14 protein-coding genes and 1 pseudogene are annotated in these 15,045 nt (G+C 64.4%); 9 read left to right on the forward strand and 6 right to left on the reverse strand.

What is annotated here, in order from left to right; all coding sequences use genetic code 11:
- Positions 1-30: 30 nt before the first annotated feature.
- A complete protein-coding gene (locus F3J14_RS15165) occupies positions 31-687 on the forward strand; it encodes a TetR/AcrR family transcriptional regulator (protein ID WP_166723681.1) in 657 nt (218 codons plus the stop codon).
- A gap of 310 nt (positions 688-997) precedes the next feature.
- On the opposite strand, the gene F3J14_RS15170 is transcribed toward F3J14_RS15165, so the two are convergent.
- Positions 998-1,261: a fucose-binding lectin protein gene (locus F3J14_RS15170; protein WP_166723682.1), complete on the reverse strand. Its 264-nt coding sequence runs from the start codon at positions 1,259-1,261 to the stop codon at positions 998-1,000.
- A 134-nt stretch (positions 1,262-1,395) separates the two neighbouring features.
- Positions 1,396-2,334, reverse strand: a complete 939-nt coding sequence (locus F3J14_RS15175; protein ID WP_166723683.1) for a LysR family transcriptional regulator — start codon at positions 2,332-2,334, stop codon at positions 1,396-1,398.
- Between the two features lie 127 nt (positions 2,335-2,461).
- Here F3J14_RS15175 and F3J14_RS15180 point away from each other — a divergent pair, with 127 nt between their 5' ends.
- From F3J14_RS15180 to F3J14_RS15205, 6 genes are all read left to right on the forward strand, one after another.
- On the forward strand, positions 2,462-3,106 hold the full coding sequence (locus F3J14_RS15180) for a glutathione S-transferase (RefSeq protein WP_166723684.1): 645 nt from the start codon (positions 2,462-2,464) through the stop codon (positions 3,104-3,106).
- Positions 3,107-3,145: 39 nt separating this feature from the next.
- Positions 3,146-5,194, forward strand: a complete 2,049-nt coding sequence (locus F3J14_RS15185) for a pyridoxamine 5'-phosphate oxidase family protein (RefSeq protein WP_166723685.1) — start codon at positions 3,146-3,148, stop codon at positions 5,192-5,194.
- A gap of 121 nt (positions 5,195-5,315) precedes the next feature.
- Complete coding sequence (locus F3J14_RS15190; protein ID WP_166723686.1) at positions 5,316-5,519, forward strand: DUF2970 domain-containing protein; 204 nt, start codon at positions 5,316-5,318, stop codon at positions 5,517-5,519.
- Positions 5,520-6,017: 498 nt separating this feature from the next.
- Entirely contained in the window at positions 6,018-8,249 is a 2,232-nt protein-coding gene (locus tag F3J14_RS15195) for a TonB-dependent siderophore receptor (protein ID WP_166723687.1), read from the forward strand.
- Positions 8,250-8,308: 59 nt separating this feature from the next.
- A complete protein-coding gene (pnuC, locus tag F3J14_RS15200; protein ID WP_166723688.1) occupies positions 8,309-8,920 on the forward strand; it encodes a nicotinamide riboside transporter PnuC in 612 nt (203 codons plus the stop codon).
- Between the two features lie 36 nt (positions 8,921-8,956).
- A complete protein-coding gene (locus F3J14_RS15205) occupies positions 8,957-10,147 on the forward strand; it encodes a phosphotransferase (RefSeq protein WP_166723689.1) in 1,191 nt (396 codons plus the stop codon).
- Between the two features lie 174 nt (positions 10,148-10,321).
- On the opposite strand, the gene F3J14_RS15210 is transcribed toward F3J14_RS15205, so the two are convergent.
- Positions 10,322-10,762 (reverse strand): OmpA family protein, encoded by a 441-nt coding sequence (locus F3J14_RS15210; RefSeq protein WP_166723690.1) that lies wholly within the window; start codon positions 10,760-10,762, stop codon positions 10,322-10,324.
- Positions 10,763-10,777: 15 nt separating this feature from the next.
- On the reverse strand, positions 10,778-11,494 hold the full coding sequence (locus F3J14_RS15215) for a M35 family metallo-endopeptidase (protein WP_166723691.1): 717 nt from the start codon (positions 11,492-11,494) through the stop codon (positions 10,778-10,780).
- A 481-nt stretch (positions 11,495-11,975) separates the two neighbouring features.
- Between F3J14_RS15215 and F3J14_RS15220 the strand changes: the two are divergent.
- Positions 11,976-12,524, forward strand: a pseudogene (locus tag F3J14_RS15220) (ATP-binding protein); the annotation flags it as partial.
- Positions 12,525-12,621: 97 nt separating this feature from the next.
- Here the strand turns inward: F3J14_RS15220 and F3J14_RS15225 are convergent.
- Entirely contained in the window at positions 12,622-12,906 is a 285-nt protein-coding gene (locus F3J14_RS15225; RefSeq protein ID WP_166723692.1) for a DUF4148 domain-containing protein, read from the reverse strand.
- Between the two features lie 302 nt (positions 12,907-13,208).
- Between F3J14_RS15225 and F3J14_RS15230 the strand changes: the two genes are divergently transcribed.
- Entirely contained in the window at positions 13,209-13,466 is a 258-nt protein-coding gene (locus F3J14_RS15230; protein WP_166723693.1) for a hypothetical protein, read from the forward strand.
- A 179-nt stretch (positions 13,467-13,645) separates the two neighbouring features.
- On the opposite strand, the gene F3J14_RS15235 is transcribed toward F3J14_RS15230, so the two are convergent.
- Positions 13,646-14,641 (reverse strand): hypothetical protein, encoded by a 996-nt coding sequence (locus tag F3J14_RS15235; protein ID WP_166723694.1) that lies wholly within the window; start codon positions 14,639-14,641, stop codon positions 13,646-13,648.
- Positions 14,642-15,045 lie beyond the last annotated feature (404 nt).

Below are 15,045 nucleotides of genomic sequence, written 5' to 3' on the forward strand. Positions count from 1 at the left end.
TCATCACCACTTTAGTTTTCGGGTGTCCTGATGTCAAATAGCGAAATGGAGAAAGCACTCGAAACGGAAAAACGGGGGCGCGCGTACGGCGGTGTCGCGCCCGAGGTGCGGGCCGCCGAGCGGCGCGACGCGCTGATCCGCGCGGCGACGCGCGTGTTCGGCACGGTCGGCTTTCGCAAGGCGACCGTGCGCTCGATCTGCCAGCAAGCGAAGCTCAACGACCGCTATTTCTATGCGGCGTTCGACAGCACGGAGGATCTGCTGCGCTGCACCTACCTGCATCACGCGCAGCAACTGCACGACGCGGTCGAGCGGGCGGTGGCCGAGCGCGGCGGCGATCTGCACGACCGCGTCGATGCGGGGCTCGCCGCGTTCTTCGGCTTCCTGCGCGACCCGTGCGCGGCGCGCGTGCTGCTGCTCGAGGTGATGGGCGTGAGCGCGGATACCGACATGACCTACCAGCGGATGCTGATCGACTTCGGCAAGCTGATCATGGCGATCGGCGCGGCGCGCGAGGCCGTAACGCCCGCCGAGCGCACCGAACAGCGGCTCGTCGGGCTCGCGCTGGTCGGCGCGATGACGAACGTCGGCGCCGCATGGCTGCTCACCGAGTATCGCGATCCGGAGGCCCAGATGGTGGCGAGTTGCAGGAAAGTGCTGCTGGGCACGTTGCGGGAAGAGGGCTAGCGCGGGGCCAATCGGCTGGCGGCGCCCGAAATGAAGGGGTCGAAGCCGACTGCGCGCATGGGGCGATTTGATCGTGTTTTCGCGTTCGTGAATGCTCGCGCAATCCGTATCGATAATTATCGGGTTGGGATCGATATTAACAAGGCGCAGAATTTCATTGAATTGTCATTGGTTATTTCATTTTTTGATTGGTCGGTTTGTAAATATAGATAATCGAATTTAAATGAAAACAAGCCGGCGCAACGCCAATGAAAAATTGACGTTGCGCCGGCGCTGCGCGCGAAACGTGTCGCGCTCGCGAAATGCGAGATTACGAGCCCGTGTATGCGCCCCGGGTCCAGCCTTCACCATCCCAGCACCATTCGGTGGTCGCACCCCCGCTGGTCGCGTACACGCGAATATGCACGGCGCTCCCGCTCAGCCAGCACGTCGCCGACACATTGTCGCCGGCCTGATTGAACGCACCGGTGTACCAGTTCGAACCGTCGTAGCAGCGTTCGGTGATCTTGTTGCCGTTGGCCGTGTAGACGCGAATCGACGGCGTTGTTCCCCAGGAAATTGCGGCGGTTTGCATGTTCAAACTCCTTGATTGGAATAAGGCGGAGAATTGAAACGTTTCGGTAAACGCTGTTCCGCGTATTACCGGGAATAAGGTTAGATGAAAATCTCGAAAATCAATATGAGATTTTTTATGAATAAATGGCGTGATTAATTCGGCGTGAGAAAATCCGCTGCCGCCGGTGCGGTTTCCGCGATCCGCGCCTTCATCGCGTCGATGAACGCGCGCACCTTCTGCGACGGCAACCGCGTCGACGGATACACCGCATGAATCCCCTCCCGCGCCGAGCGCCAGGCGGGCAGCAGCCGGACGAGCCGGCCGGCAGCGATGTCCTCCGCGCTAGAGAAATCCGTCAGGAACCCGAAGCCGCCGCCCGCGAGCGCGATCGCGCGGCAGGCCGTCGCGGTATTCGAAACGACCGGCGCGGTGCAGCGCACCGACGCGTGGCCGCCGCTCGTATCGTCGAGTTCGAGCGTATGCGGGCGTGACGGCGTCGACAGCATCACGAACGGCAGCGCGGCGAGCGCGTCCGGATCGCGCGGCAGGCCATGCCGTGCGACGAACGCGGGGCTCGCCACCACCCATTTCTCGTATTGACCGAGCTGCACCGCGCGATAGTTCGAATCCGCGAGGCGGCCGAGGCGGATCGCGACGTCGAGGTTGTCCGCGACCAGATCGACGACGCGGTCGTTCGCGATCAGTTCGACGTCGAGCCCCGGATGAGCATCGCGCAGCGCGACGATCGCCGGCGCGACGACCAGCGCGCCGTAGTCGATCGGCACGCTCACGCGCAGCGTGCCGCGCAACGGTCCCGCGTCGGACGACACCGCGTCGAGCGCGCTTTCGGTCGCGCGCACGATGTCGCGGCACGCGTCGTAGAACGCGCGCCCCGCATCGGTCACGCTCAGCCGCCGCGTGGTGCGGACCAGCAGGTTCGCGCCGACTTCGGATTCGAGGCGCTGCATGTGCGTGCTGACGACCGTCTTCGCGAGGCCGAGCCGCTCGGCCGCGGCCGTCAGCGAGCCGGCATCGACCACCGCGACGAAGATCGCCAGCCGGTTCAGGTTCACGTCGCGCAGATCGGCCATCGGTGATTGTCCTATGGGAAAGGATAATGTTTCAGCGATTATCCGCCTTCTGAATGTGAACGGCGAGCGCTACGCTGCGGGCTGGTCGTCGCCGATTCCCGGCGGCGCGAGATCCAGGAGCCTTTCCATGCCAGCCGCCAGCAAGCCCGTCCGTCCGGTTCGTGTCTATTCGTTCCCGCTGTCCGGGCATGCGCACCGCATTCGGCTGTTCCTGTCGCTGCTCGGGCTGCCGTCCGACATCGTCGACGTCGACCTCGCGGCCGGCGCGCAGCGCGAACCCGCGTTCCTCGCCCTCAATCCGCTCGGCCAGGTGCCGGTGATCGACGACGACGGCACCGTGCTCGCCGATTCGAACGCGATCCTCGTCTATCTCGCGAAGCGCTACGGCGACGCGCACTGGCTGCCCGACGATGCGGCAGGCGCGGCGACCGTGCAGCGCTGGTTGTCGTATGCGGCCGGGCCGATCGCATCGGGGCCGGCGGCCGCGCGGCTCGTCACCGTGTTCAACGCGTCGCTCGATCACGACGCGGCCAAGCGCACGGCCGCGAAGATACTCGCCGTGATCGACGGCGAGCTCGCCGGCAAGCCGTTCGCCGCGGGCGCGCAGCCGACGATCGCCGACATCGCCGCCTACACGTACATCGCGCACGCGCCGGAAGGCGGCGTGTCGCTCGAACCGTATCCGCACGTGCGGGCGTGGCTCGCGCGCGTCGAGGGGCTGCCGGGCTTCGTCGGCATGCCGACGACCCGTGCCGGCCTGCTCGCCGCCTGACGCGAAGCGCCACGACACGTCTTTACCGGGAGAAACGCGATGACCGCACCGACCGCCGCCGTACCGGGCTGGGAACTTGACGTTGCGCCTTTTCATGCGGGCGAGCTCGCCGTGCAGCAGCGCGCGGGCGTGACGGAGGCTGCGGGCGCGGCCGGCCGGCGCGGGATCCGGCGCTTCATGCCGGACCAGCACCGGACGTTTTTTGCGCAGCTGCCGTTCTTCGTGCTCGGCGGCGTCGACGCGCACGGCCAGCCGTGGGCGACGCTGCGGGTCGGGATGCCCGGCTTCGTGACGGCGCCGGACGCGCGCACGCTGCACATCGACGGCGATGCGCTGCCCGGCGATCCGCTGGCCGGTGCGTGGCTGCCGGGTGCGCCACTTGGCGGGCTCGGCATCGAGTTCGCCACGCGCCGGCGCAATCGCGTGAACGGCGTCGTGCGTGCGGTGGACGGCGGTGCGCTGACGATCGCGGTCGAGCAGAGCTTCGGCAACTGCGCGAAGTACATTCAGGGTCGCACACCCACGTTCGAGGCGCGTGAAGGCAATGCGTCCGGCGAGGCCGACGTGTCGGACCGGTTGAGCGACGCGGATCGCGCGCTGCTCGCGCAGGCCGATACGTTCTTCGTCGCGAGTGCGAACACGTCGGCCGATGCGGGCGCGGCGCGCGGCGCGGACGTGTCGCATCGCGGCGGCATGCCGGGCTTCGTGCGCGTTGACGACGCGCGCACGCTGACGACGCCGGACTTCAGCGGCAACCGTTTCTTCAACACGCTCGGCAACCTGCAGCACGATCCGCGCGCGGGGCTGCTGTTCATCGATTTCGACAGCGGCGACGTGCTGTATGTCGCCGCGCGGGCGGAGATCGTGTGGGACGGGCCACTCGTCGCGTCGTTCGACGGCGCGCAGCGGGTCGTGCGGTTTCATGTGCGCGAAGTGCGGCGCATGCGGGGCGTGTTGCCGTTCCGGTGGTCGGTGCCCGAGCGGGCGCCACAGTTTGCGGCGATGGCTGAGGGTTCGGCGATCGCGGGTGCGCAGGCCGCATCCGCATCCGCGTCGACCCCCAGCTGGCGCCCGCTGCGCATCGCGAAGATCGTCGATGAAGCCCGCGCGATCCGCTCGTTTCATTTCGAACCGGCGGACGGTGGCGCGCTGCCGGCCCATGAAGCCGGGCAGCATCTGACGCTGCGCATCGCGCTGCCGGACAACGAGGCGCCGACGATCCGCAGCTACACGCTCTCCGATGCACCCGGCGCACCGCATTACCGGATCACCGTGAAGCGCGAAGGACGCGTGTCGGCATGGCTGCACGACCACGCGCATGCCGGGATGACGCTCGATGCGCAAATGCCCCGCGGCCGCTTCACGTTCGACGTCGCGAGCCCGCGTCCGGCCGTGCTGGTGTCGGCCGGCATCGGCATCACGCCGATGTTCGCGATGCTGCGACGCGCGCTGGCGGACGACACGCCGTCGCGCCGCGTCGTGTTCGTGCACGGCGCGCGCGATACGGCCGACCGGCCGTTCGCGGCGGAGCTGACGCGCATCGCGGACGCCGACGCACGCGTGGCGCTGCACTGGTTCGACAGCCGGCCGCAGCGCGATGGCGCGGCGCGGCCGGGCCGCATCGACGTCGCGCAACTGAAGCGCATCCTGCCGTTCGACGACTACGATTTCTACCTGTGCGGGCCGTCCGCGTTCATGCGCGATTTGTACGATGGATTGCGTGCGCTGAACGTGCCGGACGAGCGTATCCGCTTCGAGGCGTTCGGGCCGTCGAGTGTCGTGCGCAGTGCGACCCGCGCGGCGGGAGCGCCGTCGGTGGCGAGCGTGCCCGTCGTGTTCCGCCGTTCCGCGCGCGACGCCGCGTGGACGCCGGCCGACGGCACGCTGCTCGAATTCGCGGAAGGTCAGGGCGTGGCGGTGCCGTCCGAATGCCGGTCGGGTTCATGCGGCACGTGTGCGACGCGCGTGCTGTCCGGGGCGGTCGATTACGTGCAGTCGCACGATGCGCCGGTCGAGCCCGGTTGCGCGCTGCTGTGCGTCGCGCAGCCTGCCGAAGGGGCCGCGGAGCCGCTGGTGCTCGATCGCTGATATGCGTGCGTCATGCGGTCGCACAGCGTGTGCTGCGCAAAAAGCGCTCGCAACTGCTTCTTTTCCAGAAGGCCTGTCGGATCGACGATAGCGTCAACCGATAGAGGAAAGGAGCAACATCATGAAACTGTTCACCATGATCCGCCTGGTTCTGTGGAGTTTCTTCGGCGTACGCAACAGCAAGGCGCACGCGTCCGATCTCGCGAACGTCAACTTCACGCTGCTGCCGTTCGTCGCGATCGTGCTCGCGGTGCTGGTCGGCGCGGTGATCTACGGCGTCGTCCATCTGGTCGTCGATCCGACGGTGACGATGCAGGGGTTCTGAGCGCTCGCCGAATCACGCGGGCTCCCATTCCCGCGTTCCCGCCTCTCGCCGCCCGCTTCGGCCGATTCTCCGGCCGTCCGCCCCGCCCGGGGTAAAATGCGCGCCACGCCGCGATGTCGCGCGCGACGGGCATTCCGCCGTTCCGACGAACGGCGCACGCAAATGCCCGGCGCCCGCACCGGGGCGTTCGAAGCGTCCCCTGCATGACAACACCGCGCGACGCAGCCGGCCGCCCGACACGCACCCGATCCCCGGATCGGCGGCCGCGTCGGCGCCTGGCGCGTCACCGGCATCCGATGTCCCATCCTGCGCATTCCCGATCGATCGGCACGCAAGCGGCCGGATCGTCAGATTCGTCAGATTCGTCCGATGAATGTCGTGCCGACGGTCGTGCCCGGCGGTTCGCCTGGACCGTCGCGGGGTCATGCGCGAGGCTGCGCTTCGCGGCTGCATAACGGGTTTCGACAGGGTCGAGTGGCGAGTTTTCCATCCAGAACAATGACGGTGAATAGAACAACAGCGTCGCCCGCACGGCGGCGGCGCGCGAAGGTCGGCGTGGGCGTCGGTCTCGGCATCACGCTTTTCGCGGCGCAGGCCGCCGCGGCACAGGGCGACGCGCCGGCTCCCGAAGCCGATGCGGCCGCCAGCGCGACGCTGCCGGCGATCGCGGTCAGCGGCGAGCGCGGCGGCGCGTTTCGCGCGCGCGAAGCGTCGGTTGCGGGGCTCGACGACGCGCCGCTGCGCGACACGCCGGCCTCCGTCAGCGTCGTCACGCGCGCGCAGCTCGACGACCAGCAGGCCAAGCGCCTGAGCGACGTGGTGCGCAACGATGCGTCGGTCGTCAACGACTACGCGCCCGTTGGCTACTTCGAAGGCTTCGCGATTCGCGGCTTCCCGGTGGATCTCGCGAGCGCGATCCGGATCGACGGGCTGACGGTGTCCGGCGAGCAGAACGTGCCGCTCGAGAACAAGGAGCGCGTCGAGATCCTGAAGGGGCTGGCCGGCATCGACAGCGGCGTGGTCGCGCCGGGCGGCGTGATCAACTTCGTGACGAAGCGCTCGGCGAACGTCGCGAGCGTGACCACCGGCGTCGACAGCCGCGGCTCGACGTCGGCGGCCGTCGATCTCGGCCGCCGCTTCGGCCCCGACCATCAGTTCGGCTTCCGGATCAATGCCGCGAAGGAGAACATGCACTCGTACATCGACGGCACGAACGGACGGCGCACGTTCGGCTCGATCGCCGCCGACTGGGACATCAGCCCGCGCGCGAGCCTGCAGCTCAACGCGGAATTCCAGCAGTGGATCCAGCGTTCCGCACCCGGTTACCAGCTGCTCGGCGGCACCGTCGTGCCGTCCGTCAACACGACGTCGAAGGCGCTCGGCACGCAGCCGTGGGCGAAGCCGGTGACGACCGACGCGCTGAACCTGAACGCGCGCTTCGACTACCGGTTCAACGACGACTGGAACGCCTACATCGCCGCGGGCCGCAGCCGCACGATGATCGACGACAACAGCGCGTTCGCGTACGGCTGCTATTACGCGCCGAGCTGCGCGGCCGGCGCGACGTCGCCGTTCTTCTTCGGCGCGAACGGCGACTACGACGTGTACGACTTCCGCAGCCCCGGCGAATACCGCCGCAACGACGACCTGCGCGCGGTGACGACGGGCAAGTTCACGACGGGCCCGCTACGCCACGAGCTGACGCTCGGCGTGAGCGTGCAGCGCCGCGTCGTGCACATGGCGAACGCCGTGTACGACTACGTCGGCAGCGAGAACATCTACGGGCCCGACGTCGCGTTCGCGCCGTCGCCGAACACGGCCGGGCCGTCGTATCCGCAGCTCGATTCGTGGCAGTACGGCGTGTTCGGGCTCGACCGCATCAGCATCGGCGAGCACTGGCAGGTGCTCGCGGGCGGCAAGGAAGTGCTGCTGCGCCAGCGCAGCTGGGACAGCCTCGACGGCGACGCGACGCATACCGACCGCTCGGTGTTCCTGCCGCAGGTCGCGCTCGTCTACAAGCCGGTGAACGTGCTGTCGCTGTACGCGTCGTACAGCAAGGCGCTGTCGCTTGGCGACCAGGCGCCCGTGCGCGCGACCAACGCATATGCGTTCCTGCCGCCGGTCGAATCGCACCAGTTCGAGCTCGGCGCGAAATACGACTGGCTCGACCGGCTCAGCCTGACGGCCGCCGTGTTCTCGATCAGCAAGCCGTTCCAGTTCGCCGATCCCGATGCGTCCGGCACGAGCTACACCTTCGTGCAGCGCGGCACGCAGCGCCACCAGGGGATCGAGCTCGGCGCGGCCGGGCTGCTCACCGAGCGGCTGTCGCTGACGGCCAGCGTCGCGGCGATTCGCGCGCGCGCGTACGATTCGGGTTCGCCGGCGTACGAAGGGCACCAGATCATCAACGTGCCGGCGCTGCGCGCGTCGCTGTACGCGGACTACGCGGTGCCGGGCGTCGCGGGCCTGAACATGCTGGGCGGCGTCGAGTACAGCGGAGGCCGCAACGCGAACGAAGAGGGCACCGCGCGCGTGCCGTCGTGGTTCGTGTTCAATCTCGGCGCGCGCTATACGACGAAGATCGGTGGCCATCGCACGGTGCTGCGCGTATCGGTGGACAACCTGTTCAACAAGTTCTACTGGCGCGACGCGGGCGAGCAGCAGGGCGACGCGTACCTGTTCCCGGGCGCGCCGCGCACCGCGCGCGTGTCGCTGACCTATGATTTCTGATCGACCGGATCCGGCCGCGTGACACGCGGCCCCGGCAGCTAACCAGGAGAGCATGGACGATGTCCCCACTCGAAATTGCCGGCGTAATCGTCAGCGCGCTCGCGATCTGGCTGACCGCGAAGCGGCGCATGCTGTGCTGGCCGGTCGGGCTCGCGTCGGTCGCGCTGTACGGCTGGATCTTCTTCGACGCAAAGCTGTATTCCGACATGCTGCTGCAGGGCGCGTTCGCCGTGCTGCAGGTGTACGGCTGGCGCCGCTGGATCGCGCAGCGTACGCTGGAGGCGAGCGGCGGCGCGGCGCCGGCAGGCGACGTCGCACCCGTCGCCGGCGTGCGGCCGCGCCAGATGCTGCCCGACCTGATGGCGGCCGTCGTCGGTAGCGCGCTGCTCGGCGGGATGATGGCCCGCTGGACCGACGCGGCGCTGCCGTTCGTCGATGCGTCGCTGACCGCGTTCAGCCTCGTCGCGCAATACTGGACCGCGCGGCGCTACATCGCGTCGTGGGGGCTGTGGATCGTCGTGAACGTCGTGTACGTCGGGATGTTCGTGTTCAAGGAGCTGTATCTGACGGCCGGACTCTACGCGCTGTTCATCGCGCTCGCCGTCATCGGCTGGCGCGACTGGAGCCGGACGGCCGACGCGCTGCGCGCGAGCGCGAACCCGGCGGCCTGATTCACGAGCCGATTCAACTACGGAGCTACGTCGTTCATGTCATTTCCCCTCGAGCCGGACGGGCCGCTATCGCCGGACGTCGCACCGCCGCAGTTCGGCGTCGACGGCGAGCAGGCCGAGCGCGACTGGCCGCTGATGACGCACGACGAGGTTGCGGCGCTGCTTGCGCGCATCGACGGCGCCGGCGAACCGGGGCGGCTCACCTGGCACAGTCCACGGCAGTTCGCGGCGGCCACGCTGGTGCGGATGACGGACGGGCGCGCACTGTTCGTCAAGCGTCATCACGTGAGCCTGCGTGACGTCGCGGGGCTCGAGGAGGAGCATCGTTTCATCGCGCATCTGCGCGCGCGCGGGATGCCGGTGGTGGACGTGCTGGCCGATCGCAACGGCGCGACGGCCTTTGCGTCCGGCGACTGCACGTACGAGGTGCATGTGGTCGCGCCCGGTGTCGACGCGTATCGCGGTGTGATGTCGTGGCAGCCGTTCACGCATCCCTCGCACGCTTACGCGGCCGGCCGCGCGCTGGCCGAGCTGCATCGCGCGTCGGCCGGTTACGACGCGCCGGCGCGGCCCGTGCGCACGCTGCTGTCGAGTTTCCGCGTACTGTCGTCCGACGATCTGGTGGGCGCGCTCGAACGCTGGGTGGACGCGCAGCCGCTGCTGGTGCGCGCGCTCGGCACGCGCGACTGGCGCGGCGATGTCGCGGATGCGATCGGCCCGTATCACGCGCGCCTCGTGCCGCTGCTGCCCGCGCTGCCGCCGCTGTGGACCCACGGCGACTGGCATGCGTCGAACCTGCTGTGGACCGACGCCGGCCCCGGCGCGCAGGTGCGCACCGTGCTCGACTTCGGCCTGTCCGATCGCACCTGCGCGGTGATGGATGTCGCGCTTGCGATCGAGCGCAACACGGTCGACTGGATGGCGCCGCCCGACGCGCGCCGCATCGAATACGCGCACATCGATGCGCTGCTCGACGGCTATGAATCGCTCGAACCGCTGAGCGACGATGCGTATGCGGCGCTGGTCGCGATGCTGCCGATCGTGCATACGGAGTTCGCGCTGTCGGAGGTCGCGTATTTCGGGTGCATCATCGACGCCCCGGCGATCGTCGATATCGCGTACGACGGTTATCTGATCGGGCATGCGCGCTGGTTCGGTGAACGCGACGGGCGGCAATTGCTCGACTGGCTGGTGCAACGCCGGCGTGCGAAGCAGGGGATCGTTTGATTCTTGGGAACACCCTGATCGCATCACCAGTTCGGCGAGTAATAGGTCGTTCGAATCATTATCGAATCGACCATCGAAATCTCGCCCGGATCGATTTGATGGACCATCACACGCGAGTGCTGGATGTGCGAGCTTGTCGCACGTGCGGCGACGATAAATGAGCCAACTCTCATGTCAATGACTCGTGCAGCAGTTGTCCAGGCAGCCGGGGCTCACTTGGACGGTGACCTCACGGGTTTCCGACGTTGATTCGGCTGTGCCACTGGCTGGATAAATTTGCGTCTTTATCTGAAATGGTGCGTTTATCAGACCATCGTCTATGATGGCTTTCGTTACCATGGAGGCGCGTTTAGTTGCAAGTTTATCGGGGGAGGTTTCATTTTTGGATGCGCTACCAATTATGTAGATCCAGTTTTGAATTGGGTGCTTGGAATTAATTGCCGATACCCATTGTTCAATTCGCGTTTGCTCTGATTTGGTGATCTCATGACTCTTGGGTGAAAAGGCTACGAACAATTGTTCCGATGGCAGATTTTGTGATCCCTGGCATTCCGCGGTGGCATTTGTTGAAAAAATGAATAGAGTTGAGATCAGTGATGAAATAAAAATTCTCATGCTGAATTTGGCTCCTTACTCTGCAAATAAGTCTTCGCCGTAGATCACGAATCCGGTGAGTGTATCCGCATTCCTCAATGCTAGGTCAGGATTGGCTCTTGCCCATGCGGCCGCTGTGGGGTCGAGCCCGTAGCGAGGGTCGTCGCTACCGAAGGTGTCAACGAAATGGGTTACTTCGTGAATGAGCGTGGACAGGCGCGAATCTCCGAACATATTCTGATCACGCAAGCCGGTACAAAATTTCATGGCAATACTTATAAGCCTACGCTCCGTGTTGGGTCCGCAAACATGAGCGGCTTCGTTATCAATATTGCTCATATTCGGAACGCAGCCTAGCATTCTATCGAGGCTCGGGTCGCTTCGAACGAAATTGTGTGGCGTTAGCGTTTTAAGAACGGAAAGCTGTCGTGAAAAACCGCTGAGAAGATAGTGTCGAGTATTTTCATCGCATCGATTGAACCAATAGATCATTCTCTCTTTGGTTTTTTCGTCATACCTCTTCAGGTCGGTGATCCTTCGCTCAACTAGAATCACGGACCATTTAAGAAGTCGCGCTATCATGATTCGAAATTCGCTGTTGGTCATGTTGGGGCAAATGGGTGTTGTGTTAATGTGAACATGAACCATCGATCCCGGATTTGTGTTGGTGACGGCTCCGGAGTGAACGAGGAACCATTCATTGTCTTCGTCATAATCAAAGTTGTACTCGTTGTGATTGGAAATATTATTCATTGCTTTAAAGTCTCGCCGTGTCGATTTTCAAGAATGTTGTCGTATCAGAAACAAAGTGGCGCATTGTTGTCGGCTCCTCAATTGAAGCTGGTTAAAATCCGATCGCACGACTCCGGGGTTGTAGAGCGGCATGGTTGCATTCGTGCTCCCGGAACCTTGAACAGTCATCTTTTCAAGTGAAGATGTCTATAGAACTCGTTCGAAATTTTGGAATGCAAAAAATTTTTGTGATTTTGATGTAACCGAATTGGATGATCGGAAGCGATGCGACGAGTTCGATGAGCTTTGACGGCACCATCGGATCGCACGCGAGTGCGTAGACGTCGCGTACAGATGACCATCTGGACAGTTATGCACGCTTTGTTCGGGGGAGTACAAAGCGCCAAAAATGACGGGAATATCATCTTCGCCTCATGTCCGCACTGCGCCCGATCCGTAGCATCGGTTGCGAACCGTTATCGCAGAAGGCGAACATGCTCAAGAGCGCTTGTCGCGGATGATCGAGGACATGCCGTTTCTCGCGCGCTCGGAGCGGGCCGGCACGCCGATCGACGTGCGGCGGCTCGATGCGGCCGAGGAAGCGTCGCGCGTCGCCGGCTACTACGAGTCGCTCGCGGAGGATGCGGGCGTGTTGGTGAAGGTGGACGGCTGTGCGTGGGTCGATGCGGATCTCACGCTGTATCAGCGCGCGTTGAGCAACCTGCTGTCCAGTGCGCTGGCTTACGCGCCGCGCGGCAGCGTCGTGACGATCGACTGTGCGGAGCAGGGCGGCGCGACGACGATTGCCGTGTCGGATACCGGGCCGGGCATCGACGCGCAGCATGTCGAGCGGTTCTATCGCGTCGATCCGTCGCGGCACGATTCGGCATCGGGGACGGGCCTGGGCCTCGCGATCGTCCGGTCGATCATGGACAACCATGGCGGCGAATGCGGCGTCGACAGCGATCCCGGCCGGCGCACGACATTCTGGCTGCGCTTTCCGCAGCGGCCGCTGGTCGTGCCGAGGGCCGTGCCGGCAGCTCATGCGTGAGATCGCGGCAATCAGGCACGGCCGCACATTCGCCGCGATAACGCGGCGCGCGGCACGCTGCCCGCGATCGCGGGGCAGCGCACGCGCCTGACCGGCATCAGCGAGTCGCGAGGCTGTCGTGATTATCGGCCTGCGGTGTCTTCTCACCGGCATGCATCGAAATCACGTGAAGTTCCTTGTTGCGCGCGATCATCTCGCTGGTCGGCGGGTACTGCGTCTTGCTCGTCGGCACCACACCGTCGTGTTGCGCCTGCTTCAGTTCGTTGATGACTTCCGTGCGGGTCTTGCCCTGCGTTTGCGTTTGCGCGAACGCGGCTTGCGTGGTGATGCCGAGCGACAGTGTGGCGGTGACGAACAGGGCCGTGAGTTTTGTCGTTTGCATGGAGCTCTCCTTGATAAGGCCGCCGGGTGGCGATCCATGCATTCAGTATGCGAAAGCAGCCGGGCGTGACCGTGATCGGAAGATGAAAAGTGCGTCAGATTGCGCGATGGCGCGCGTGACGCAATCGTCATGTTCGGGTCATGCATGCGACGGGAGCAAAGCGGAACATGCAGTCAACCAGCGGTGGACATGTCGCGGCGCAATGCCGCCGATATGCGATCCGGCCGCTGGCATGCGCATCGTTCGCCACGAGAATCTCGACAGCGGACGAGCCCGTCACGACTCTTCCATTCGTTCGCCAAATGAATCGCCTGTCTGTCCGCTCGTCGCGCCTCGTCATGCTGGTCGTCCCGCTTCTCGTCTCGCTTCTCGCAGGCTGCGCGTCCGTGCGCCCAGGCACCGGACCGGCGGCATCGACCAGCGCGGCAAAAGCAAAGCCCGTCGCCGGCGAGTTGATGCCAGGCGAGCAGATCGACTACGCGGGACATCGCTGCGGCAATCCGAACCTGTACGTGAAGACGCATCCGTGCCTGTTTCCGCAGCGCAACGTTGCGCGCTGAATAGCGTGGCTGCGGCCTCGGGCGCGTGAAAGACCGTGCAAAAAAAGTTCTTCGTGGATTTCCGTAGACGTCGCTTGCCGACCCGAAACGGACAATCATCGATCTCAATAGCGGACACTCCCCGACAAGTTGACGAGTCCTCTCCTGTTAATCGCATTGGCGGGATAACTATGACGAGGTTACTGTGGCGATCTGCGTGGCTTAAATAATCGCCAGCCCCGGAAAAACAAAAAGATGAGCACGGCTGCGGTGGGTATGACGAAATGGTAGGCGGGGAAGTAATAGTGACCTTCAGAGTCAACGTCCGGCAGCACTCCGTGTGTTGGAGCGTATGTGCCAAACCATATCGCTATCCGGACAGCATCTAGCAGAGAAGCCCGCGGGAAATCGTGAAAAAACGTCCACGCTCCGGCGGCCAATCCGCTCAGCGGATATGCGAGTGCTGTCGCGGCGCCAGTTTTGGTGATGCGCCACAACATGCATCTGAAAATGCCGTGGCTCACCTCAACCCTTTGCTCTCCGGCCATACGATAGCCAAGCGAAAGTAGTGTGCCGCCATAGATAGCAACAGGCACTACGAATAGCGGCCAGAACGATAACCACCAGAGCCAGCCGTAACCTGAGGGTGGGGCCTCGGCGACGAACGTAACGTTCTCACTCAAAATTGTTGGGCCCACATCGACTACTGAAATGGTCAGGTGGGTGATTCCTCCCGGCAACAACTGAGCGTCAGCGCGAAGGGGCCACGGAAGGCGGTTAGGGTTACCGTTGCCTTCGCTGGCAACCAAATCTCGCCACATATCACTCCCGCTAGATCTCGACCTCGGCATTGCGTGGAACAGCGCGTCCATGCCGGGGTCAGACGTGATGCGAATCGTGATGGGTTCTCCAGGTTCCTTAAATTGCAAATACCCGCTCGCCCTGAAATTCGAGTTATACGAGTAGTTGCCCAACTCAGGGCGTTTGTCTGCCCAGCCATTGCGCTTGAAGTCGATTCCGACCGCAAGCGGGGCTCGCATTAGACGAAATACGGAGAAGCTGATGGTGGCGCCGGGCTTCAGAGACAGTTCAACACTATGCGAAGCACGGGACAGTTCGAATGCCGCTACGGCCACGCTGAACAATATGGTGAGCGCGCCCCAGCACACCCAGTGGACTTTTAGCCGAGCAGACATGGATGACTCTCCTGCCAAGGATGAGTACAGCTGGACCTGCCAGATAGCCTGAGCCGCATACTTTCTGTCCACAACGGGACCTTGTGGAAGGTACGGCGGCGAGCGCTAGAAGATCTTGCACGATCTCGCGTTTGCGCCGAAAACGTCCCGCCGATTGTCGACGATCCTGGCACCTATGTCGACTGACCGTTCCTGGCCGAACCCGGTCGGTTGGCATCGGGGTGGCGGCCGACTGGCGGATGCCGACCCACTTCAGCCCTTCGACGCCGCCTGAATCAACGGCGGCTTGCGCGGTACACCGGCTATTTCCGCCATCGTCCAAACCAACGGAAGTTGGGTCCGTACCTGCGGTTCACGCGTTCGTGATAATTCCCCAACTTCCGAGCCGAAGCCGTTGGCGTGCG

Origin of the sequence: Burkholderia sp. Tr-862 (assembly GCF_011753085.1) — a bacterium.
GTDB classification, from domain to species: Bacteria; Pseudomonadota; Gammaproteobacteria; order Burkholderiales; family Burkholderiaceae; genus Burkholderia; species Burkholderia ambifaria.